The 23,906-nt window shown below is 48.3% G+C and carries 20 protein-coding genes and 2 pseudogenes; 10 read left to right on the plus strand and 12 right to left on the minus strand.

From position 1 onward, the window contains the following. Position 1: 1 nt before the first annotated feature. On the minus strand, positions 2–1,033 hold the full coding sequence (ynaI, locus tag FEK50_RS18650; RefSeq protein ID WP_130216106.1) for a low conductance mechanosensitive channel YnaI: 1,032 nt from the start codon (positions 1,031–1,033) through the stop codon (positions 2–4). Positions 1,034–1,276: 243 nt separating this feature from the next. On the opposite strand from ynaI, the gene FEK50_RS18655 reads away from it, so the two are divergent. Then, the gene (locus FEK50_RS18655; protein ID WP_130208773.1) at positions 1,277–1,534 is read left to right on the plus strand and encodes a DUF2534 family protein; all 258 of its coding nucleotides are present in this window, start codon (positions 1,277–1,279) and stop codon (positions 1,532–1,534) included. Positions 1,535–1,584: 50 nt separating this feature from the next. On the opposite strand, the gene uspE is transcribed toward FEK50_RS18655, so the two are convergent. The 4 genes and pseudogenes from uspE to FEK50_RS24225 all read right to left on the minus strand — a co-directional run. Beyond that, the gene (gene uspE / locus FEK50_RS18660) at positions 1,585–2,535 is read right to left on the minus strand and encodes a universal stress protein UspE (protein WP_130208771.1); all 951 of its coding nucleotides are present in this window, start codon (positions 2,533–2,535) and stop codon (positions 1,585–1,587) included. Positions 2,536–2,685: 150 nt separating this feature from the next. Further along, positions 2,686–3,438 (minus strand): fumarate/nitrate reduction transcriptional regulator Fnr, encoded by a 753-nt coding sequence (fnr, locus tag FEK50_RS18665; RefSeq protein WP_000611911.1) that lies wholly within the window; start codon positions 3,436–3,438, stop codon positions 2,686–2,688. 194 nt (positions 3,439–3,632) lie between these two features. Beyond that, entirely contained in the window at positions 3,633–4,148 is a 516-nt protein-coding gene (ogt, locus tag FEK50_RS18670) for a methylated-DNA--[protein]-cysteine S-methyltransferase (RefSeq protein WP_130208908.1), read from the minus strand. A 10-nt stretch (positions 4,149–4,158) separates the two neighbouring features. Beyond that, positions 4,159–4,301 (minus strand): annotated as a pseudogene (locus FEK50_RS24225) (AbgT family transporter); the annotation flags it as partial. Between the two features lie 654 nt (positions 4,302–4,955). Here FEK50_RS24225 and smrA point away from each other — a divergent pair. Beyond that, the gene (smrA, locus tag FEK50_RS18675) at positions 4,956–5,519 is read left to right on the plus strand and encodes a DNA endonuclease SmrA (protein WP_130208769.1); all 564 of its coding nucleotides are present in this window, start codon (positions 4,956–4,958) and stop codon (positions 5,517–5,519) included. Positions 5,520–5,549: 30 nt separating this feature from the next. Here smrA and FEK50_RS18680 read toward each other — a convergent pair whose 3' ends face one another. Further along, positions 5,550–6,782 (minus strand): sensor domain-containing diguanylate cyclase, encoded by a 1,233-nt coding sequence (locus FEK50_RS18680; RefSeq protein ID WP_130208767.1) that lies wholly within the window; start codon positions 6,780–6,782, stop codon positions 5,550–5,552. 256 nt (positions 6,783–7,038) lie between these two features. Between FEK50_RS18680 and zntB the strand changes: the two genes are divergently transcribed. The 3 genes from zntB to dbpA all read left to right on the plus strand — a co-directional run bounded on the left by zntB (position 7,039) and on the right by dbpA (position 9,873). Further along, positions 7,039–8,022 (plus strand): zinc transporter ZntB, encoded by a 984-nt coding sequence (gene zntB, locus FEK50_RS18685; RefSeq protein WP_130208765.1) that lies wholly within the window; start codon positions 7,039–7,041, stop codon positions 8,020–8,022. A gap of 274 nt (positions 8,023–8,296) precedes the next feature. Further along, the gene (gene ynaL, locus FEK50_RS24740) at positions 8,297–8,470 is read left to right on the plus strand and encodes a protein YnaL (protein WP_276320333.1); all 174 of its coding nucleotides are present in this window, start codon (positions 8,297–8,299) and stop codon (positions 8,468–8,470) included. 29 nt (positions 8,471–8,499) lie between these two features. Further along, on the plus strand, positions 8,500–9,873 hold the full coding sequence (gene dbpA, locus FEK50_RS18690) for an ATP-dependent RNA helicase DbpA (RefSeq protein WP_131161816.1): 1,374 nt from the start codon (positions 8,500–8,502) through the stop codon (positions 9,871–9,873). A 118-nt stretch (positions 9,874–9,991) separates the two neighbouring features. Here dbpA and ttcA read toward each other — a convergent pair whose 3' ends face one another. From ttcA to nifJ, 4 genes are all read right to left on the minus strand, one after another. Then, on the minus strand, positions 9,992–10,927 hold the full coding sequence (gene ttcA, locus FEK50_RS18695) for a tRNA 2-thiocytidine(32) synthetase TtcA (RefSeq protein ID WP_130216114.1): 936 nt from the start codon (positions 10,925–10,927) through the stop codon (positions 9,992–9,994). A gap of 175 nt (positions 10,928–11,102) precedes the next feature. Beyond that, the gene (gene uspF, locus FEK50_RS18700; protein ID WP_130260872.1) at positions 11,103–11,537 is read right to left on the minus strand and encodes a universal stress protein UspF; all 435 of its coding nucleotides are present in this window, start codon (positions 11,535–11,537) and stop codon (positions 11,103–11,105) included. 139 nt (positions 11,538–11,676) lie between these two features. Next, positions 11,677–12,795: a porin OmpC gene (ompC, locus tag FEK50_RS18705; RefSeq protein WP_130216118.1), complete on the minus strand. Its 1,119-nt coding sequence runs from the start codon at positions 12,793–12,795 to the stop codon at positions 11,677–11,679. A 365-nt stretch (positions 12,796–13,160) separates the two neighbouring features. Continuing rightward, positions 13,161–16,685: a pyruvate:ferredoxin (flavodoxin) oxidoreductase gene (nifJ, locus tag FEK50_RS18710; RefSeq protein WP_131161817.1), complete on the minus strand. Its 3,525-nt coding sequence runs from the start codon at positions 16,683–16,685 to the stop codon at positions 13,161–13,163. A 272-nt stretch (positions 16,686–16,957) separates the two neighbouring features. Here nifJ and FEK50_RS18715 point away from each other — a divergent pair, with 272 nt between their 5' ends. Beyond that, positions 16,958–17,224, plus strand: coding sequence for a DUF333 domain-containing protein (locus FEK50_RS18715; RefSeq protein WP_130260869.1), 267 nt, complete (start codon positions 16,958–16,960; stop codon positions 17,222–17,224). Here FEK50_RS18715 and hslJ read toward each other — a convergent pair. Continuing rightward, a complete protein-coding gene (gene hslJ, locus FEK50_RS18720) occupies positions 17,221–17,643 on the minus strand; it encodes a heat shock protein HslJ (RefSeq protein WP_130208751.1) in 423 nt (140 codons plus the stop codon). The genes FEK50_RS18715 and hslJ overlap by 4 nt on opposite strands. Positions 17,644–17,784: 141 nt before the next feature. After that, on the minus strand, positions 17,785–18,774 hold the full coding sequence (ldhA, locus tag FEK50_RS18725; RefSeq protein ID WP_064527367.1) for a D-lactate dehydrogenase: 990 nt from the start codon (positions 18,772–18,774) through the stop codon (positions 17,785–17,787). Between the two features lie 207 nt (positions 18,775–18,981). Between ldhA and FEK50_RS18730 the strand changes: the two genes are divergently transcribed. The 4 genes and pseudogenes from FEK50_RS18730 to FEK50_RS18745 all read left to right on the plus strand — a co-directional run. Beyond that, complete coding sequence (locus FEK50_RS18730) at positions 18,982–21,621, plus strand: YdbH family protein (protein WP_131161818.1); 2,640 nt, start codon at positions 18,982–18,984, stop codon at positions 21,619–21,621. After that, entirely contained in the window at positions 21,618–21,803 is a 186-nt protein-coding gene (locus FEK50_RS18735) for a YnbE family lipoprotein (protein ID WP_000706310.1), read from the plus strand. Before FEK50_RS18730 ends, FEK50_RS18735 begins: the two co-directional genes overlap by 4 nt. A gap of 7 nt (positions 21,804–21,810) precedes the next feature. Further along, positions 21,811–22,134, plus strand: a complete 324-nt coding sequence (locus tag FEK50_RS18740) for a YdbL family protein (protein ID WP_130208906.1) — start codon at positions 21,811–21,813, stop codon at positions 22,132–22,134. A gap of 486 nt (positions 22,135–22,620) precedes the next feature. Beyond that, a pseudogene (locus tag FEK50_RS18745) lies at positions 22,621–23,906 on the plus strand (autotransporter domain-containing protein); the annotation flags it as partial.

The following is a 23,906-nucleotide window of genomic DNA, read 5'->3' on the forward strand; positions in this document are numbered from 1 at the left end:
ATTACTTCACCTGTTCTGGTAGTGTGTTATTCTCCATATACAACGTCTGGCTGGGGAAGGCAAAATCCGCGCCATGTGACTGTACAATATCGATAATTTTCAAATATACGTCCTGCTGGGCGGCAAGCCATTCGGCCCAAACCGTGGTTTTAGTAAAACAATAAACCATAATATTTAGCGACGAATCGGCAAACTGGTTGAAATAAACCAATAGGGTTTGCTGCTGGTCGATGGCGGGATGATTTTTAAGCATTTCGCGTACCGCTTCGACAATAGCGCCCACTTTAGCCGCATCTTCATAACGTAAACCAATGGTCGTAGTAATACGACGGTTGGTCATTCGACCGGGGTTTTCAACGCTGATAGATGAAAACAGTGAGTTCGGCACGTACAGCGGACGATGATCAAATGTGGTGATTTTAGTCATTCGCCAGCCAATTTCTGCCACCGTTCCTTCGATATTTCTGTCAGGAGAACGGATCCAGTCGCCAATACTAAAGGGGCGATCAAAATAGAGCATAATGCCGGAAAAGAAGTTGCTCAGAATATCCTTACCGGCCATACCTACTGCAAGGCCACCAATACCACCAAAAGTCAGCAAGCCTGAAAGGCTCATGCCGAAATGTTCGCCATAGAGCAGAACAATGACGACGATGATGCTGATTTTGATGATCCGCGACATAATCCGTGCACTGGTAATATCGCGGCCTTTTTTAATCTGCTTCCGTTCAAACTGATTGATTAGAAGGAATAACTTAACCGTCAGGATAAGGGCTATCAGTGACGTACAGATAAAATCAACGGCGTCCGGTGTGATAAATTTGAGTTTGTAGTTTTCGATGACATAATTAATGATGCTACCAACAGCACTGATAATTATGGTGTAGATTAAAAATTGCACTGCGTGGAATAAGAATCCTTTTCTTTTATGATTTCCACGGCGAAACCAAAAGCTCATAAGAATCAATGCTGCGCAGCTACCGAAAATAATGACCAGATTAAGCGCATTATTTGTAAACAGTTCAGCGATCATTGTTTTATTAGGCTCCTCCAGATTGTTGACGTCATGCCGGAAACCCCTGGCGGGGTTATTTTATCGCGATAATTCATGCATATCATCAATAGACAGGGAAGGAAGTAGCAACATTAGCTAATTTATCAACGAGTTGATGATATGTTACGCGACAATCTATTGCTTTCAGGGCAGACAACACCAAAATGTCATGGTATTGTTACACGCAAGTAACAAAGGGTTTATCTGCAAAAGGATTACATTATGATCATGGCGAAACTGAAGTCAGCGAAAGGGAGAAAGTTTCTCATAGGTTTGTTGGCGGTTTTCATTATTGCGGCGTCGGTAGTGACTCGCGCGACTATCGGTGGTGTTATTGAACAATACAATATCCCGCTGTCCGAATGGACGACATCAATGTATGTGATTCAGTCATCGATGATTTTTGTCTATAGTCTGGTCTTTACCGTGTTACTGGCAATCCCGCTGGGTATTTATTTCCTCGGTGGAGAGGAAAAGTAAGTAAAAGAAAAGGCCCGTAACTTCGGGCCTTGAAAGTAAGTGACGAACGATTAATCGTCGTCTTCGTCATCCAGTTCGACAGGTGTCTGGTATTGGTCGGGTTTAATCACCAGCAGGTCGCAGCGAAGATGATCAATCACTTGTTCCGCCGTATTGCCAAGGAATGCCGCAGAAATACCAGTGCGTCCTACGGTTCCCAGAACCACAATCCCTGCCTGTAAATGCTCCGCTAAATCGGGAATCACTTCTTCCGGTAGACCTTTTTCGACATGCGTCATTTTCTCGTCAATGCTGAATTTCTGCCGCAGGGCTTTCATCGCCAGTAAATGTTGCCCGCGAATAGCATCGTTATAAACGCTTGGATCAAATTCCGGCAGTTCAATCGCAATATTGATGGGGGTTACTGGATAAGCACCAACCAGATGTACCTCGGTGTGGTTGACCTGGTCCGCCAGTTCGATCGTCTCTTTCACCAGTTTTTCATTGAGCGCATTATGATACGGCTCTTCGCTGGCGAGATTCACCGCCACCAGTGCCTTACCCCCTTCCGGCCACGGTTGGTCTTTCACCATCCACACCGGGCTTGGGCATTTGCGTAACAGGTGCCAATCTGTTGGCGTAAAAATCACCGCTTCCAGGCGGTCATGTTGGTGCGCCATTTTTAGCACCAGATCGTGCCCACCGCTAAGTACTTCCTGAATGATGGCTTCGAAAGGACGGTTATGCCAGACCACTTTAATTTCAATGGGAACGCCAGCGTTAAGATAATATTTCGCCTGCTCGTGGATCCACGCAGTACGCTGACTAATGACGCCCTGACGCATGGCGGTCCGCTCGTCCGGGGAGAGTAGGGTAGTCATCTCGTATGAGAAGTCATAAATAGGCAAAAAGGCTTTAATTTTGCCACCAATCCGTTGATGCAAATAAACAGCTCGCCGTAATGCGGGTTGATCGTCCTGATTAGGATCGATAACAACAAGCATGTTCTGATACATAGCCATACAGAGTCTCCTTACAACAACTGTCAATGCAGTTTGTATTAAAAGAGTAACCTAGATCTGGTGAATGAAACAGTGATGAACCTTCTGCCAGATCAATAAATGAGAAAAATTTAATGATATGACAGAAGGATAGTGAGTTATGCGGAAAAATCAGGCGACGTTGCGTGTATGACCGGCTAGTTGGGCCAGCGCATCGTTATTTTCGATGGTGATATATTTACCTTTGACTGCCAGCATGCCGCTTTTCTGGAAGCGCCCCAGCAGACGGCTGATGGTTTCTACCGTCAGGCCCAGATAGTTACCGATATCGCCACGAGTCATCGTCAGGCGGAATTCACGAGGGGAGAAGCCGCGTTGGGCAAAACGACGGGACAGATTATAGATAAATGCAGCCAGACGTTCTTCGGCATTTTTCTTCGACAACAGCAGGATCATGTCCTGATCGCCTTTAATTTCGCCGCTCATCAGACGCATCATTTGTTGGCGCAAATTTGGCATTTTACCGGACAGATCGTCCAGCGTTTCGAACGGAATTTCACACACCATCGAGGTTTCCAGCGCCTGGGCGAAGCTTGGATGATGACCGCTGCCTATGGCATCGAAACCCACCAGATCGCCTGCTAAATGAAAGCCAGTGATTTGCTCGTCGCCTTGCTCTGTAATGGTATAACTTTTAATCGTACCGGAGCGGATGGCATAAAGCGATTTAAGTTCATCACCAGCCTTAAACAGCGTCTGGCCTTTCTGAATAGGCTTCTTTCGCTCAATGATATTATCAAGCTGATCAAGCTCATGTTCGTTGAGTGTGAACGGGATGCAAAGCTGACTGATGCTGCAATCCTGGCAATGGATAGCACAACCGCCAGACTGAATGCGCCGTATAATTCGCTTTTCCGGGATCATAGGTCTGCTCAAGCCGTAATTGATATTTGTCAATTTTAACATCTTTTTAGGGAGCAAGTAAGTCTAAGCAAACCTTAACAGCGGAGAATTCCGATAATAGATGTAAATTTATGTCTATCTAATTGAAAAACCTTAGATTGTTAAGGGTGACTTTACGTAAAACTGTGAACACGCAGGCACAAATTGCTTAATGTTTACAGTAAAAGATAACCTTCATGGCGCAATAGCCACTCTTTTCGCTGCACTCCGCCTGCATATCCTGTCATCGTGCCGTTTCGGCCAATGACCCGGTGACAAGGCACCACAATACTGATCGGGTTTGCACCGTTGGCTGCGCCGACGGCACGCGCGGCCCCTGGGCGGCCTAGTTGTTCTGCCAGTTGACCGTAATGCATTACCTGTCCACACGGGATAGTGCGTAGCGTTTTCCATACTTCCCGTTGAAATGGCGTACCGCCGGTGGCAGTGGGTAGGGAATCAATAATGCTTAGATTACCGGCAAAATAATCACGAAGTTTATCGCTTAACCCGCCGGGATTGGTGGCGGAAATACGCTCATAACCTTCTTTGCGATAATGGATGTCCAGCAATTGCACCATGCGATCGCTATACTCTTCCCACTCAACCGCCCGCAGACGAAATTGTTCATCGCAAATAACCCACAGAGGACCCAGTGGCGTGGCAATTTTTTCTTCAAGTAATCTCAGCATCCGTTCTCTCTTAAGATAAATGTGGGTAAACCCCCGGACTAATCAGCAGACCGACAAGATACCATGCAAGCAACATTAGCAGCCATACCACAAGAAGATAAGAGGGTACGGTACGACTAATGAATAGTAGGTACCTGGATTAGTTTCCGGTTTGATCGATAGCGCTGAGGTGGATTTCCGGGCTAAATGCGTCTGCCGCTTCGTTACTTCTCCCGACACCAGCGAGAATGTGGTTTTCTGCAATGCAGACAAATGAATAAAAAAATAGAGCCTGTCGACATCCGCCAGACTCTACAGTACACACAGCAGTGCATCCGCGTCTTGAATCCGGCCTGCTTCCTGTCAGCCGGTGACAGTGTTATAACGGTTTTGCCCATCAGTTGCCAATTTTCTTCAGTGACAGATTTCACGAAAATATAAGTTAAAACGTTCATCTCATGATTGAATAATCATGCATCGTTAATCGACCGGTGAATTTAGAGGATGATTAACCTGTGCGGGGTTTAAACATATTGCAGAGTGATTTGCTGAAGTATATTTCAGGCGAAGTGCAACAAATTACCGTCATCATATATTGGTTGCTGTGATGGACAAATCGCCTTAATTAGGGCCTGTGCAGGCTCACTCCCGGCTTAAACTGTTCGATACTGCAACCAGGCTGGTATAAAATGCCCCGCCTGCGGGGACACTAGCCTGTATGGAGCAAGATGTTGCTTCAACTTGCGAAGTGAACGATACAGCAAGCATCAGATGTATGAACAATTAACTCGTCTGGATCACGACGTGCGAAGGTACATAGGAGGTTACATGAACCTTGACGACAAATCGCTGTTTCTTGACGCCATGGAAGATGTCCAACCACTGAAGCGTGCTACTGATGTCCACTGGCATCCTGTGCGTAACCAACGTGCGCCACAGCGTATAGACACGCTGCAACTTGATAATTTCCTCACCACAGGATTTCTCGACATCATCCCGCTAAATCAGCCCCTGGAATTTCGTCGGGAAGGTTTGCAACATGGGGTGATCGATAAGCTACGCAGCGGCAAATATCCGCAACAGGCTAGCCTGAATTTACTTCGCCAGTCGGTGGAAGAGTGCCGCAAAATGGTGTTTAGTTTTATTCATCAGGCGCGGGCGGATGGTTTGCGTAATGTACTTATTATTCACGGCAAAGGCAGAGAAGATAAGTCTCACGCCAACATTGTCCGTAGTTATGTCGCACGTTGGCTGACAGAGTTTGATGATGTACAGGCTTATTGCACCGCGCTACCGCATCATGGCGGCAGCGGGGCGTGTTACGTAGCACTGCGTAAAACAGCGCAGGCGAAACAAGAAAACTGGGAGCGTCACGCTAAACGCAGTCGATAATTCATTGACGCTTCCGCGCTATTGAAAATATCAAGCCGCCAGTACGCGGTTGCGTCCGTCATTTTTCGCCCGATACAACGCATCATCTACGCGTTTAAACAATTCATCGATGCCTTCATTGCCTTCGTGATGTGCCACGCCAATGCTGACCGTAAAACGCGGTAAGCCAGAAATACTCACTTTTGCCACGCTCAATCGGATAGTTTCAGCGAGAGAAATTGCGGTATCCAGCGGAGTTCTGGGTAATAACAAGACGAACTCTTCACCTCCCCATCGAAACACCATATCGCCTTTGCGAGCGCAGCTTTCGAGTGTACGTGCCAGAGTGCATAAAACTTCATCACCTTTCTGGTGACCGTACAGGTCATTAATATGCTTAAAACGATCGGTGTCGATAAGCAGCAAACTGTAATCCTGAGCGATTGCGAGATGCTGCATCTGGCCTTGCTCGGTGATGTGATAAAATTGTCGGCGGTTAAGTAACCCCGTCAACGCGTCATGGTGAGCCGCGTGTTCCAGTTGTTGTTCCAGCCTTTTTTGCTCGGTAATGTCATGCACGATGCATAACATTAACTTGTCGCCATAAATCTCAATTGGCCCGGCATAAGTTTGCACATGGCGAGTGGAACCATCTGCCAGCTTATGGACAAAGTTAAGAGGTTTATGTCCGCCGGGTAAACGCGAAATTTCATGCATGACAGGCATCACGCGACGCCCAAGAATATTAATTTCCCAGGTGTGTTTCTGACAGATTGTTTCATGGTTATAGCCATAGAAATTGAGTGCGGCCACATTGGCGTCGACAATTTGGCCATCACGCGAGGGATCTATCAACAGCATTGGCGCGGAATTAGTCAGAAAAAAACGCGCATAAAACCCTTGTTTTTTACGCTGATAATTTGCAGATCGGCTGGCTTTTAAGCCCAGACTTGCGGGTGTCTCCATCCCTTCAAATATAATCACTTCCCCAGAATCACCAATCTCTTTGAGGGTTAACCGACAGCTTAGTGCTGTCTCTTCACCATTACGCTTGACCGTGAGAATTTCTACAATATCGAGTTGGTTATGCAGGTCTACGAGATATTTTGGCAGTTCGTTTTGGGAGGAGACGGAATAGAGGCCGGTTCGTAGCTGACTAAAAGTGAGTTCTTGCATCAACAGTTGCGCAGCGCTATTGGCATAAATTAACCGTTCCTCGAAGGGGGAAACGATCCAGACAGGACTGGTTAATAAGTCCAGGGTATTGAAGTTGTGCGTAGTCATTGAAATCCCGTTATTTTTATCAATTTTCTATTGTTATCTGATCGCAAAAATGCCACCACGAATGATCAGATAATTCTGATAATGATAGACGCTATTTAACACTTTACCCCTTTTCTAATCATGAAAAGTATTTTGCTTTCTGTATTTAGTTTTGACAGGATTTTATTAATCATTTCAGGGTAATGGGGTGAGGAGATGTTGCGTAAGATGACCAGAAGACTAGACTACAAAATAAAGCATTGATAATGGAGGCACTGTGGAAACGATTAAGGGAGCGGACATAAATGTACCGGATGCAGTATTTGCCTGGATGTTGGATGGTAAAGGCGGCGTTAAACCGCTGGAAAATACAGATGAGATAGATGAAGAGCATCCCTGCTGGCTCCACCTTAATTATGTGCACCATGACAGCGCGCAGTGGCTGGCAACGACACCATTGCTACCAAATAACGTGCGTGACGCGCTGGCAGGGGAAAGCACGCGACCCAGAGTCAGCCGTCTTGGTGAAGGGACGTTGATTACGTTGCGCTGCATTAATGGCAGTACTGATGAACGTCCCGACCAGCTGGTCGCCATGCGTGTTTATATGGACGGTCGGTTCATTGTCTCGACCCGACAACGTAAAGTACTGGCGTTAGACGATGTAGTTAGCGATCTGGAAGAGGGTACCGGCCCGACTGATTGCGGAGGCTGGCTGGTGGATGTGTGTGATGCATTAACCGATCACTCCAATGAGTTTATAGAGCAACTGCACGATAAAATTATCGACCTGGAAGATAATTTACTTGATCAACAAATTCCGCCGCGCGGTTTCCTGGCACTACTACGAAAACAACTCATTGTTATGCGTCGCTATATGGCGCCGCAGCGAGATGTTTATGCTCGTCTTGCCAGTGAGCGCCTGCCCTGGATGAATGACGATCAACGGCGGCGAATGCAGGATATTGCTGACCGTCTTGGGCGCGGTCTGGATGAGATTGACGCGTGCATTGCGAGAACTGGCGTGATGGCGGACGAAATCGCCCAAGTGATGCAGGAAAATTTAGCCCGCCGTACTTACACAATGTCATTGATGGCAATGGTCTTTTTACCCAGTACATTTTTAACCGGGTTATTTGGCGTTAACCTCGGCGGTATTCCAGGTGGAGGATGGCAATTTGGTTTTTCGCTTTTTTGTATTCTGTTAGTTGTTCTTATTGGTGGTGTTGCTTTATGGTTGCATCGTAGTAAATGGTTGTAACAAAAGCAATTTCCCCGGGTTTCTGTATACAAAAACGCCGTAAAGTTTGAGCGAGGTCAATAAACTCTCTACCCAATCAGGGCAATATCTTCCACGCAGGTGAATGCAACGTCAAGCGATGGGCGTTGCGCTCCATATTGTCTTACTTCCTTTTTTGAATTACTGCATAGCACAATTGATTCGTACGACGCCGACTTAGATAAGTCGGCTTTTTTTTGTCTGTTATCTGTCAACGTCTACCCTTTAAGAGTCTACCCAATGACCAAAGGGAAATATGATGACACTCATTTATTTGCAAATTCCTGTCCCTGAACCGATTCCTGGCGATCCCGTCCCAGTCCCCGAGCCAATCCCTCGTCCACAACCTATGCCCGACCCGCCGCCCGATGAAGAACCGATTAAATTGTCGCAACGTGAGCATAGATCTGCGAGGATACGCGCCTGCTAACTTTGCGCTGATGACCACGAGAATAGATTGTGACCGCTTTTTCTACCCTGAACGTTTTGCCTCCCGCCCAGCTCACTAACCTTAATGAGTTGGGTTACTTAACCATGACACCGGTGCAGGCCGCCGCACTTCCGGCGATCCTTGCTGGAAAAGATGTTCGCGTGCAGGCGAAAACCGGCAGCGGAAAAACCGCGGCATTTGGCCTTGGGTTGTTACAGCAAATTGATGCGTCGCTGTTTCAGACTCAGGCTTTAGTGCTGTGTCCGACTCGTGAACTGGCGGATCAAGTCGCAGGGGAGTTACGTCGGCTGGCGCGTTTCCTACCAAATACCAAGATCTTGACCTTATGCGGCGGTCAGCCGTTTGGTATTCAGCGCGATTCACTGCAACACGCGCCGCATATCATCGTGGCAACGCCGGGGCGTTTGCTGGATCACCTGCAAAAAGGCACTGTTTCGTTAGATGCGTTGAATACGTTGGTCATGGATGAAGCCGACCGTATGCTGGATATGGGGTTTAGCGACGCAATTGATGAAGTCATCGGATTTGCGCCAGCTTCTCGCCAGACGCTTCTCTTCTCTGCCACCTGGCCGGAAGCGATCGCCGCGATAAGCGGTCGTGTACAACGAGATCCCCTGGCGATTGAAATAGACACAACAGATGCTCTTCCGCCTATTGAACAACAATTTTATGAGACATCCAGCAAGGGCAAAATTCCGTTGTTGCAACGGTTATTAAGTTTGCATCAGCCAGCGTCTTGTGTGGTGTTTTGTAACACCAAAAAAGATTGCCAGGCTGTGTGTGACGCACTGAATGAAGTGGGGCAAAGTGCATTGTCGTTACATGGCGATCTGGAACAGCGCGATCGCGACCAGACGTTGGTTCGTTTTGCCAACGGTAGCGCTCGTGTGCTGGTAGCGACCGATGTCGCTGCGCGTGGTCTGGATATTAAATCGCTTGAGCTGGTGGTGAACTTTGAGCTGGCGTGGGATCCTGAAGTTCATGTGCATCGTATCGGGCGTACGGCGCGTGCCGGGAATAGCGGTCTGGCAATCAGTTTCTGTGCGCCAGAAGAAGCACAGCGCGCTAATATCATTGCCGACATGTTGCAGATGAAACTTAACTGGCAAACGTTACCAGCCAGCAGGGACATTGTGCCGCTGGAGGCTGAAATGGCAACGTTGTGTATCGATGGCGGGAAAAAAGCCAAAATGCGTCCGGGTGATGTATTAGGCGCGCTGACAGGAGATATCGGGCTTGATGGCGCAGATATTGGCAAAATCACCGTGCACCCAGCGCATGTCTATGTCGCTGTGCGACAGGCTGTTGCTCATAAGACATGGAAGCAGTTACAGGGCGGCAAGATTAAAGGAAAAACTTGCCGGGTACGGTTATTAAAATAACGAAATGTTGAATTGCCTGATGCAAGGCTAAACATCTCGCCGGATGCGACGCTGGCCGCGTCTTATCCGGCATGCATAAGAGTAGCCCGATAATCTTACGCATCGGGCGTTATCCTGATTATTTCACTTCAACCACATTCAGCCGCAGTTCATCCAGCTGATTTTCGTCTTCTTCAGGCTGCCAGCCCGCCGGTTGTAGTGGGAGCTCTTCGCGATCAAACGCCAGATCACCGCCGTTAACCACTTCTGAACCGTGGGTAATGCCTTTGAAATCGAACAGACTGGTATCGCACAGATGAGACGGCACTACATTTTGCATCGCGCTGAACATTGTCTCGATACGTCCCGGATAACGCTTATCCCAGTCACGGAGCATATCGGCAATCACCTGACGTTGCAGGTTAGGCTGCGAGCCGCACAGGTTGCACGGAATAATCGGGAACGCTTTCGCATCGGCAAAACGCTGAATATCTTTTTCGCGGCAGTAGGCCAGCGGACGAATCACGATATGTTTGCCATCATCGCTCATCAGTTTCGGCGGCATCCCCTTCATCTTGCCACCGTAGAACATATTTAAGAACAGTGTTTGCAGGATATCGTCGCGGTGGTGACCCAGTGCGATTTTCGTGGCACCCAGTTCTGTTGCGGTGCGATAAAGGATACCGCGACGCAGACGAGAGCAGAGCGAGCAGGTAGTTTTTCCTTCAGGGATTTTCTCTTTTACGATCCCGTAAGTATTCTCTTCAACAATCTTATACTCAACGCCCAGCTTATCGAGATACTCCGGCAGGACGTGTTCCGGGAAACCAGGCTGTTTCTGGTCGAGGTTAACGGCAACCAGCGAGAAATTGATTGGCGCGCTTTGCTGCAAATTACGCAGGATCTCCAGCATGGTATAGCTGTCTTTGCCCCCGGAGAGGCAAACCATAATGCGGTCGCCATCTTCAATCATATTGAAGTCAGCAATGGCTTCGCCCACGTTACGACGCAGACGTTTTTGCAATTTGTTGAGATTGTATTGTTCTTTCTTACTAATTTCTTGATTTTGCGACATTTAATAGCGACTCAATTCGTTATATGGCATCAGAAAAGTATGCGTCATGCCGGAACGCCCAGCATAAGAAATCTGATATAAAAACTGTGGCGTGTATGGTACGGATTAGAGGGGAAAATGTCAGCACATTTGCGAAATGAATCAAAAAGCCCGCAGCGGTCTGCGGGCGTTAGTGTTAGCGCACGACCAGCACTGAGCACTCGGCGTGACGTACTACGGCAGCGGCGTTAGAGCCGAGCAGGTAGGTGGTGATATCCGGTCGATGAGAAGCAATGATTATCATGTGAGCAGGGATTTTTTTCGCCATTTCCAGAATACGGTCTTTTGGCGAACCTTCTTCAACATGGACATGCACTCTGTCAGTCGGCAGTTTGAATTTTTTAATGACTTTTTCCAGTTGCGATTTGGCTTCCGCTTTCAGGTCATCCATTGCCGGTAACTCTGCGGAATACGCTAATCCCAGAGAGGCATAGTAGGGTAGCGAAGGTATTACCGTCAGGAAATGAACCTCTGCATCATCAATCTTTGCCTCTGCCTCAACGTGGCTAATCACACGTTGAGTTAATTCTGAATCTGAAATATCGATAGGGACAAGAATCGTTCTGTTCATAAAACCTCCTGTTTTAGTATCCGCATAAAGTGTAACGCCAGATGACTCATTTTGTGTAATGACGGAGTTCACATTTTTAATTTAGATCAAGGGAGGAGAAATATGAAGAAAATGCCCGCCAAACGGCGGGCAGGCAAGATTAAAACTGGTATACCAGACCTAAAGCAACGATATCATCGGTAGAGATACCGTTCGCAGCGTAGAAGCTGTCATCCTCATCAAGTAGGTTGATTTTATAATCAACATAGGTGGACATGTTTTTGTTGAAATAATATGTTGCGCCAACGTCGGCGTATTTAACCAGATCTTTATCGCCATCAGTACCGACTAAATCGTTGCCTTTAGACATCAGGAAGGAGACAGCCGGACGCAGGCCAAAATCAAACTGATACTGGGCAGTAACTTCAAAGTTCTGGGTTTTGTTGGCAATCGTATTTGCTGAATTGCCGTAAGGCGTCATGTTACGGGTTTCAGAGTACATGGTTGCAAGGTAGATATTGTTAGCATCGTATTTTGCCCCTGCCGTCCATGCGTCAGCCTTATCGCCTTTTGCAGTAGAGAATTCAGCCTGTTGGTTGGTACGATCAGAACTGGTATACGCAGCACCAATGCTCACCCCCATACCTAAGTCGTAGGTAGAGGAGATACCGAAACCGTCGCCATTGGCATTCTTAATATTACGACTGCCGCCGTTTGCCGTACCTTCTTGCTCATGACTAACCTGGTTTTCGTTCGCTCCCTGATACTGCACAGCAAAGTTCAGGCCATCAACCAGACCGAAGAAATCGGTGTTACGGTAGGTCGCGACGCCGTTTGCACGACCGGTCATATAGTTATCGGCTTTGGTATAAGAGTCGCCACCGAATTCAGGCAGCATATCTGTCCAGCCTTCGATGTCGTACATCACACCATAATTACGACCATAGTCAAATGAACCGAAGTCACCAAATTTCAGACCAGCAAATGCCAGACGAGTCCAGGAGTCGCCTTTATCATTTTCAGAGCCATTAGCCTGAACGTTATATTCCCATTGACCATAACCAACCAGTTGATCGGTAATTTGAGTTTCGCCTTTAAAACCAAAACGTACATAAGTTTGATCGCCATCACTATTCGCATTATCAGAAAAATAATGCAGGCCATCGACTTTGCCGTACAGGTCTAATTTATTTCCGTCTTTATTATAAATTTCTGCTGCATGTGCAGCACCTGCGGCGAGCAGGGCAGGGATTAAGAGCGCCAGTACTTTGCTTTTCATTGAATAAATCCTTTAGTTATTTTATTTGCCTTAATTTCCCCTGTTTGGGGAATGAAAACATCCTAAAGGAGAAGTTCAGTTAGCAGATAAATATCATTTGTTACGCCTTAAGTAAAACCTTAATCAAATAATTCTATGGAAATAGTAATAAGTTTGATGAATGTGTTTCTGGGGAATCATGCAAAATAAAAATTATACATTTAATAAAGCATGGGTTATTCTGCGCGGGTTATATGCCTTTATTGTCACAGATTTTATTTTCGGTTGGGCCATTGCATTACTAATGTTTTTCCAACGAATAAAAAGACAAGCCCGAACTTTCGTTCGGGCTTTTTTTTGAATTGGATAATAGTTATCCAGAAAGGTTACTCGGTGCTATTTTTTTCCGCCTTTCCGGCCATTTGTGCCAGGAAGTCATAACGTTTTTGCAAATCAGCGGCGGCATCTTTCCATAACTGTTCGGCCACTTCCGGCTGTTGCGTGTTCAGACGGCGGAAACGCTGTTCATGAAGAAGCGTTTCTTCCAGAGCTTCTGAAGGCGGGCGGGAATCCAGCGCCAGCGGCAGTTTACCTTCATCGGCTCGACGCGGATCAAAGCGATACAGCGGCCAGAAGCCAGTTGCGGTGAGTTGACGCATCTGGTCGTGACTTAATGCCAGGTCATAACCGTGCTCTTCACATGGGCTGTAAGCAATAATCAGCGATGGACCCGGATACGCTTCTGCTTCTTGTATCGCTTTCACCGTCTGGTTGAGTTGTGCGCCAAGAGAAATCTGCGCGACATAAACATGACCGTACATCATCATGCTAACACCAAGATCTTTGCGTGCTTTGCGTTTGCCATGTTCACCAAACTTAGTTACCGCGCCAAGCGGGGTGGCTTTCGATGCCTGACCACCGGTATTGGAATAGCATTGCGTATCCAGCACCAGGATGTTGACGTTTTCCGTCAGACTCAACACATGATCCAGACCGCCAAAGCCGATGTCGTAAGCCCAGCCGTCACCACCAATCAGCCAGATTGATTTCTCCACCAGTGCATCTGCGTCACGCAGCAGTTCATGCGCTTCAGCCACATCTTTGAGTTGCTGGCGCAGAGCAGCGACTTGTTCGCGACGAACGTCTGGTGTGGCGTCTGATTTCAACGCAGTCAGTAACTCAGCAGGGATTTTATCAGCAAATTGATCCAGCAGACGCAGCACGCGGACACGGTGTTGATCGACCGTCAGGCGGAAACCAAGGCCGAATTCGGCATTATCTTCAAATAGCGAGTTCGCCCATGCCGGTCCACGACCGTTGGCATCAGTGGTATATGGCGTGGAGGGCAGGTTGCCGCCGTAAATAGAAGAACAACCAGTAGCGTTGGCAATCAACATCCGATCGCCATAGAGCTGAGTGAGCAATTTGATATACGGCGTCTCACCACAACCGGAGCAAGCGCCAGAATATTCAAACAGCGGAGTGATCAACTGCGAAGTACGAATATCAATACGCTCCAGTTTGCTGCGGTCGATTTCTGGTAAATTCAGGAAGAAGTCGTAATTGATTTTCTCTTCTTCCACATGCTCCAGACGCGACATCATATTGATGGCTTTGATCTCTGGATTTTGTCGGTCTTTCGCCGGACAAACTTCTACGCACAGGTTACAACCGGTGCAGTCTTCCGGTGCGACCTGCAACACATATTTCTGCCCGCGCATATCACGAGATTTCACATCCAGTGAATGCAGGCTGGTCGGAGCGTTTTCCATCGCTTCGGGCGGTACGACTTTCGCGCGAATGGCGGAGTGTGGGCAAGCCGCGACGCAGTGGTTACATTGAGTACAGAGTTCCTCTTTCCAGATAGGGATCTCTTCGGCAATGTTGCGTTTTTCCCAGCGAGTAGTGCCCATCGGCCAGGTGCCGTCTGGCGGCAGCGCCGAAACGGGGAGGGCGTCGCCAAGTCCGGCGAGCATCGCAGCAGTAACCGTTTTGACAAAATCAGGTGCGGCATCAGATACCACTGGTGGACGGTTGGCACTTTGCGGATTTACCGGTTGCAGTGGTACTTCTTCAACGGACTCGCGCGCCAGCGCCAGAGCTTGCCAGTTGCGTTCCACCAGATCCTGGCCTTTGCTGCTGTAACTTTTGGCAATGGCGCCCTGAAGTTCGGCCAGGGCGCTGTCGCCAGGCAGAATTTGCGTCAGGTGGAAGAAAGCCATCTGCATGACGGTGTTAATGCGTGCTGCCAGCCCACATTCGCGGGCAATTTTCGCCGCGTTAATCACATAGAAACGCGCTTTTTTCTGATTCAACACAGCCTGAACTTCTTGCGGCAGCCGCGACCACACTTCATCGGCGCTGTACGGTGTGTTAAGCAGGAAAATGCCACCAGGTTTTAAACGCTCGGCCATTTGATATTTGTCGATAAACTGCAACTGGTGGCAGCCAACAAAATCAGCTTGCGAAATCAAATACGCGGAACGGATGGGCTGCTCGCTTACGCGCAGATGGGAAACTGTCAGGCCACCCGCTTTTTTAGAGTCGTAAACAAAATAGCCCTGGGCATACCATGGCGTGGAGTTACCGATAATTTTGATATTGTTTTTAGTTGCGGAAACGCTGCCATCGCTACCCAGCCCGTAAAAGAGTGCTTCCAGTTTTGCGGAGTTCGGCAGAGTATTTTCCGGCAATGGTAGCGACAAATTGGTCACATCGTCATAAATACCGACGGTAAAGCGAGCTTTCGGTTTAGCTGCGTTGAGTTCGGCGAATACCGCCAGTACACAGTCTGGGCCAAATTCTTTGGATGAAAGACCATAGCGCCCGCCAATGACGCGTGGCAGTGTTTCGCGCTCGCCATTATTAAAGGCTTCAGCCAGCGCCGTCATTACATCCAGATACAGGGGTTCTGCCTGCGCACCAGGCTCTTTGGTGCGATCCAGCACCGCCACAGTACGTACAGAGTTCGGCAATGCTTGCAGTAAGTGTCTGGCGGAGAAAGGGCGGTAAAGTCGCACTTTTAGTACGCCCACTTTTTCGCCACGGGTCAGCAATTCGTCCACGACTTCTTCACAGGTGCCAATGGCCGACCCCATCAGGATAATTACCCGTTCCGCTTGCGGATGACCATAATACTCAAACGGCTGATACTGGCGACCTGTCGCGGCAGCGAAATCAGCCATCGCCTGTTCAACATGGTCATAGACCGCGTTGTACCACGGGTTAGTGGCCTCACGTGACTGGAAGTAAGTGTCCGGATTAGCCGACGTACCGCGGATTACCGGATGTTCCGGGTTAAGTGCGCGAATGCGATGAGCATCAATTTCTGCCTGGGGCATTAGCTCAAGAATAGTGTCGTCGGCCAGTGGGACAATTTTGTTGATTTCGTGGGAAGTGCGGAAACCATCAAAGAAATGAATAAATGGCACGCGGCTTTTCAGCGTTGCGATGTGTGAAATGAGAGCAAAGTCTTGGGCTTCCTGCACGTTTGCTGCACACAACATGGCGCAGCCAGTCTGGCGCACCGCCATCACATCTGAATGATCGCCAAAAATAGAGAGCGCATGAGTGGCCACAGTACGCGCTGCCACATGCAGTACAAACGGCGTCAGCTCACCTGCCAGTTTATACAGCGTCGGGATCATCAGCAGTAAACCTTGCGACGATGTAAATGATGTCGAAAGAGCGCCTGTTTGCAAAGCACCATGCACAGTTGCGATAGCGCCAGCTTCTGACTGCATTTCAACCACACGAGGTGTATCTCCCCATACGTTCTTCAGGCCGTTTCCGGCCCAGGCATCAGTCTGTTCAGCCATCGTGGAACTCGGGGTAATAGGGTAAATGGCGATAACTTCACTGGTGCGAAATGCCACCGAAGCTACCGCGCCATTTCCGTCAATTGTGATCATACGACACCCTTACATTGCGCAAATGAGGGGCGCACGAAAAAGCTGCGCGCCCAGTAGTAATCTTTTAATTTTAGCAAATGGCTTTCTGCTGCATTTTCGCTTTTGTGTTCTCTATATCAGCGTAATGAATGTTTTGATCAAATCCGGTACAAAAAAATAGCCACAAAATAGTAACAATACGTTGCAATTCACAATACAGTTCTCGACGTAGCCGCCTGAGCTGCCTATTATTACGGCGGTGTCGTTGGACTTAAAGATTTGAGGAAGTAAAGATGCGAGTAATGTTGTGCGTAGGGGCTGCTGTTTTATTGTTGTCGGCGTGTAGTAGTGAACCTGTTCAGCAGGCGACCGCGGCGCATGTGGCCCCAGGTTTAAAAGCGTCAATGTCGAGTAGCGGAGAGGCAAATTGTGCGATGATTGGCGGTTCGCTTTCCGTTGCCCGTCAACTGGATGGTACAGCGATCGGGATGTGTGCATTGCCCAACGGCAAACGCTGTAGCGAACAGTCGCTTGCCGCCGGAAGTTGTGGCAATTATTAATTCATTAAATCCGCCAGCTTATACGTTAATGTCTGTTTTGCGGTCGCCAGCGTTAACTGATTCGCGGTCAGATCCACTTGCGCACCTTCTTTCAGCATTTCGCGGATGGTGTTATCGAGTTCGTTAAGCTGTGGATTGGCACACATCATACGAGTCATTGCCAGTCCTTTAACTTTTAGTTCCCCGTCCGAAAGTTTACCTTCGCCGCTAAAGCGGTTGCACATGTTGCCAGAAATCATCATCTTTTCACCAAAGCTGATTTCTGGCGGGTTTTTCTCGCTGGCAACAGGTTGACCATTTACACTTTCCAGTACGAAACGGTGATGCTGTAACTGTTCTGGCGTTACAGCAATTTTGTCATTACTTACACATCCCGCCATCAGCAGGCTTAGCGCGACTAGCGCGGCAACTTTCTTCATTGTGGTTCTCAACTTAAGGTATATGCCGGATGCAACGCGACGCGCCTTATCCGTCCTTCAAACGTATTTTAAGGATAGTGGATGAAAGATCTTTGGGGATTATCTGAATAAGCTCCCCTGACTTGCAGGGGAGCCGCAAAATTAAACCAGTTCGTTCGGGCAGGGTTCGCCTTTTTCCAGATTGCTCAAATTTTGCAGCGTTGTCTGGGAAATACTGGTCAGGGCTTCTGCCGTCAGGAACGCCTGGTGTCCGGTGAACAGTACGTTATGGCAGGCCGACAGACGACGGAAAACATCATCCTGAATCACATCGTTGGATTTATCTTCAAAGAACAGATCGCGTTCATTCTCATACACGTCCATTCCCAGCGAGCCAATTTTCTGGTTTTTCAGTGCTTCAATCGCGGCTTGTGAATCAATCAGCGCACCACGGCTGGTGTTGATGATCATTACGCCATTTTTCATCTGATCGAACGCCGCCTCATTCAGCAGGTGGTAGTTCTCCGGCGTCAGCGGGCAGTGTAGGGAGATAACGTCTGATTCAGAGAACAAGGTCGGCAGATCGACATATTCCACGCCGAGTTCCAGCGCTGCTGCACTTGGATACGGATCGAATGCCAACAGGCGCATACCAAAACCTTTCAGTATACGCAGCATTGCCACACCGATTTTACCGGTGCCAATCACCCCCGCCGTTTTACCGTACATAGTAAAACCAGTAAGCCCCTCCAGAGAGAAGTTGGCGTCACGGGTACGCTGATACGCGCGGTGAATACGACGGTTCAGCGTCATCATCATACCAATTGCATGTTCAGCGACGGCTTCCGGATCGTAAGCCGGGACACGCACCACTTTGAACCCCAGCTCTTTTGCCGCGTCGAGGTCGACGTTATTGAAACCGGCACAGCGCAGGGCGATATACTTAACGCCGTGCTTTTTCAGCTCCTCCAGCACCGGACGGCTGCCGTCGTCGTTTACGAAAATACATACTGCTTCGCAACCGTTGGCGGTTTTTGCCGTTTTTTCCGTCAGCAGAAAGTCAAAAAATTCCAGCTCAAAGCCAAAGGACTCGTTCACCTGTTGCAGGTACTTTTTGTCGTACTGTTTTGTGCTATATACGGCGAGTTTCATAAGACTTTCTCCAGTGATGTTGAATCACATTTAAGCTACTAAAAATATTTTACAAAATTTAAAATTTAATTGAAAGTTATGGCGATATTGAAAATTCCAGGAACATCTATGCTTAGTGTAGGCGCAACCTTCAACTGAACGGTTAAACATGCCACAATACCTGTATTGACTGCTTAATTTTTCGCTAAATCAGGATATTAACTACCCATGTTGGGTAAATATAAAGCCGTTCTCGCGCTGCTATTACTGATTATTCTTGTGCCGTTGACGCTGCTGATGACGCTCGGGCTGTGGGTTCCCACGCTGGCGGGTATCTGGCTACCGCTCGGTACACGCATTGCATTGGATGAAAGCCCACGCATTACGCGTAAAGGTTTAATTATTCCCGATCTCCGTTATTTGGTGGCGGATTGCCAGTTGGCACATATCACCGATGCCAGCCTTTCGCATCCCAGTCGCTGGTTATTGAACGTCGGTACAGTAGAACTTGACTCCACTTGCCTGGCGAAATTGCCACAGGAAGAACCCTCGCCAGCCGCGCCGAAAACTCTTGCGCAGTGGCAATCCATGCTGCCTAACACCTGGATCAATATTGATAAACTGATTTTTTCACCTTGGCAGGAATGGCAGGGAAAACTCTCTCTATCGTTGACCTCCGATATCCAGCAACTGCGTTATCAGGGCGAAAAAGTTAAATTTCAAGGCCAACTTAAAGGGCAGCAACTCACGGTCAGTGAACTAGATGTTGCCGCCTTTGCAAATCAGCCGCCAGTAAAACTGGTGGGGGAATTTACCATGCCGCTTGTGCCGGATGGGCTTCCGGTAAGTGGTCATGCTACAGCAACGTTGAACCTGCCGCAGGAACCGTCACTGGTGGATGCCGAGCTGGAGTGGCAGGAAAATAGTGGGCAATTGATTGTAATGGCTCGAGATAACGGCGATCCGTTGCTCGATTTGCCGTGGGAAATTACCCGTCAACAGTTGACCGTTAGCGATGGTCGCTGGAGCTGGCCGTATGAAGGTTTTCCCCTGAGTGGGCGGCTGGGTATCAAAGTCGACAACTGGCAGGCAGGGCTTGAGAACGCGTTGGTTAGTGGTCGACTGAGTGTGCTGACCCAGGGGCAAGCGGGTAAGGGTAACGCTGTGCTTAATTTCGGCCCAGGAAAATTAAGCATGGATAACAGTCAGATGCCGCTGCAACTGACCGGTGAAGCGAAGCAGGCAGATCTCATTTTATATGCTCGCTTACCTGCTTACTTAAGCGGAAGTCTGGCTGACCCAACGCTGGCCTTTGAACCGGGAGCGTTATTACGTTCAAAGGGGAGAGTCATCGATTCGCTGGACATCGATGAAATCCGTTGGCCTTTAGCAGGGGTAAAAGTCACTCAACGTGGCGTGGACGGGCGCTTGCAGGCTATTTTGCAGGCTCATGAAAATGAATTGGGCGACTTTGTGCTGCATATGGATGGACTGGCGAATGATTTTCTTCCTGACGCAGGCCGCTGGCAGTGGCGTTACTGGGGCAAGGGCAGTTTTACCCCAATGCACGCCACCTGGGATGTTGCAGGAAAAGGTGAGTGGCAGGACAGCACGATTACGCTGACCGATCTCTCAACCGGGTTCGATCAGTTGCAATATGGCACGATGACCGTGGAAACACCGCGCTTAATTCTTGATAAACCCGTTGTCTGGGTGCGCGACGCCCAGAATCCGTCTTTTAGTGGCGCGCTTTCGCTGGATGCAGGACAAACACTTTTCACGGGCGGCAGTGTGTTACCGCCATCAACGTTAAAATTTAGTGTCGATGGGCGCGATCCGACGTATTTCCTCTTCAAAGGGGATTTACATGCTGGTGAGATTGGTCCGGTACGGGTGAATGGTCGCTGGGACGGTATTCGCCTGCGCGGCAACGCCTGGTGGCCTAAACAATCACTGACCGTATTCCAGCCGCTGGTGCCACCAGACTGGAAGATGAACTTACGTGATGGCGAGTTGTATGCCCAGGTGGCATTTTCTGCTGCGCCTGAGCAGGGCTTCCGTGCGGGTGGGCATGGCGTGTTGAAAGGTGGCAGCGCGTGGATGCCAGACAACCAGGTCAACGGTGTCGACTTTGTTTTGCCATTTCGTTTTGCCGACGGTGCGTGGCACCTGGGAACGCGGCAGCCTGTGTCATTACGTATTGCTGAGGTGGTTAACCTGGTGACGGCAAAAAATATCACTGCCGATCTTCAGGGCCGTTATCCGTGGACCGAAGACGAACCCTTGTTACTGACCGATGTGAGTGTTGATGTTTTGGGCGGTAACGTGCTGATGAAACAATTACGTATGCCGCAACACGATCCGGCGCTGTTGCGACTGAATAATCTCTCTTCCAGTGAACTGGTTAGCGCCGTCAATCCGAAGCAATTCGCGATGTCAGGGGCATTTAGTGGCGCATTGCCGCTATGGCTTAACAATGAAAAATGGATTGTGAAAGATGGCTGGCTGGCAAACGCAGGTCCCATGACTTTGCGCCTGGATAAAGACACCGCCGATGCAGTGGCAAAAGACAATATGACCGCAGGAACTGCCATCAACTGGTTGCGCTATATGGAAATTAGCCGTTCATCGACAAAAATTAATTTAGATAATCTCGGCGTGTTAACCATGCAGGCGACGATCAGTGGTAATAGTCGCGTCGATGGTAAAACCGGTACGGTAAATCTCAATTACAACCATGAAGAGAATATTTTCTCGCTGTGGCGCAGTTTACGCTTTGGCGATAATCTCCAGGCATGGCTGGAACAGAATGCCCGACTCCCGGAAACTGGCTGCCCATCAGGAAAAGAGTGTGAGGAAAAACAATGAAAATAGTGATAGCCGCGTTCGCGTCCTCTTTTATGTTGGTTGGCTGTACGCCGCGCATTGAAGTGGCTGCACCGAAAGAGCCAATCACCATTAATATGAACGTTAAAATTGAGCACGAGATCATCATCAAGGCGGACAAAGACGTTGAAGATTTGCTCAAAACCCGTAGCGATCTTTTTTGAGGTAATGATGAATAGAACATTACTCATAGCGGTTTGGATTATTGGTCTGCTGAGCAGTAGTGCGATGGCATTAACCCTGAATGAAGCCAGAAGTCAGGGGCGGGTAGGTGAAAGGCATAATGGCTACCTTGCGGCTATAAGCACTGATCCGGAAACACGCGAGCTGGTAGCAAATATCAACCAGGCACGGAAAGAGAGTTATCAGAAGCTCGCTGAAAGCCATAATATCCCATTGGAGGAAGTGGCGAATCTGGCAGGGACGAAGCTGGTGGAAAAGGCAAAACACGGTGAATACGTGCAGGGCATAAATGGTATGTGGGTACGGAAATAACATACAACGGTAGTTCAAACACCATTTGGTAGTAGTCGGTGAAAAATAGGGTATTAGTTCACAAGATCATAGTGCACTGTGTCGCTGCAAAGGAGAACATCGATTACACCGACATTCCTGAGAAAAAGATGAATGTCTTAAAGGAGATGCGTTCGCAACTATAGTGAATTGCTTCCCATTAAACAAATCATCTCAATCAATATTGAAAGCTTATAATATTCTTTTTGTGAATTTAATATCGAGATCTTTATCATCATTGAGATGGTTTTTAATTATATATAAAAATTATCTTTTTATGATTTAAATATTCATTGAAACTATAATTATTCGATACTGACAAAATAGATTGAATAATGTTCAAATAGCAATATAGAATGCCTTGCATATGTTTTTTGAATGTTTCATGGTCAGGTATTTGTAAAGGTTGTTAATTTCAACAATTTTTATAAATCCTGGCATTCTTTATATTTGTCAGAAGGATTTATTATGCAAAGGAAAACCCTATTATCAGCCTGTATTGCATTAGCTCTGAGTGGTCAGGGTTGGGCGGCTGATATTACAGAGACAGAAACGGCCACAGGCGAAAAGAAAAATACCAATGTGACTTGTCCGGCAGACCCTGACAAGCTGACTCCGGAAGCGTTAAAACAAATCCCTCCCGAATGTTCTCCACAAGTACAACAAAACCTTATGCCGTGGGTTGCCTCTGGTGCCTTTGCGTTAATCACAGCACTGGCGGTCGTCGAACTAAACGATGATGGTAATCATCATCATCGCAACAATGCCCCTGTACCGCCGACACCACCCGATGATGATTCAGGCGATACGCCAGTGCCCCCAACGCCTGGCGGAGATGATATAATCCCGGACGATGGTCAAGATGATCCCCCTACGCCCCCCAAACCCATTTCGTTCAATAATGACGTTATCTTCGATAAAACAGCAAAAACGTTAACGATTCGCGATACCGTTTTTACTTACAGCGAAAATGCTGACGGGACTATTTCTCTGCAAGATAGCAATGGGCGTAAGGCAACGATTAATCTTTGGCAGATTGATGAAGCAAATAATACCGTAGCCCTTGAAGGGGTGAGCCTAGATGGCGCAATAACGTGGCAATATAATCACAATGGTGAACTCATAATTACGGGTGATAATGCCACAGTAAATAACAACGGCAAAACCACCGTTGACGGTAAAGACTCCACCGGCACGGAAATCAACGGTAATAACGGGAAAGTTATTCAGGACGGCGATCTGGATGTCAGCGGCGGTGGTCACGGGATTGATATCACCGGCGACAGCGCGACGGTGGACAATACCGGCACCATGACCGTCACTGACCCGGAATCTATCGGCATTCAGATCGACGGCGACCAGGCGGTTGTTAATAACGATGGCGACAGCTCCATCAGCAACGGCGGCACCGGTACGCAAATTAACGGTGACGACGCCACTGCGAATAACAGCGGCAAAACCACCGTTGACGGTAAAGACTCCACCGGCACGGAAATCAACGGCAATAACGGAAAAGTTATTCAGGACGGCGATCTGGACGTCAGCGGCGGTGGTCACGGAATTGATATCACCGGCGACAGCGCGACGGTGGACAATAACGGCACCATGACTGTCACCGATCCGGAGTCCATCGGCATTCAGATCGACGGCGACCAGGCGGTTGTTAATAACGAAGGCGACAGCACCATCAGCAACGGCGGCACCGGCACACAGATTAACGGTGACGACGCCACGGCGAAAAAAAGATGCAAAAC

This window comes from Escherichia sp. E2586, from assembly GCF_005781105.1.
GTDB lineage: Bacteria > Pseudomonadota > Gammaproteobacteria > Enterobacterales > Enterobacteriaceae > Escherichia.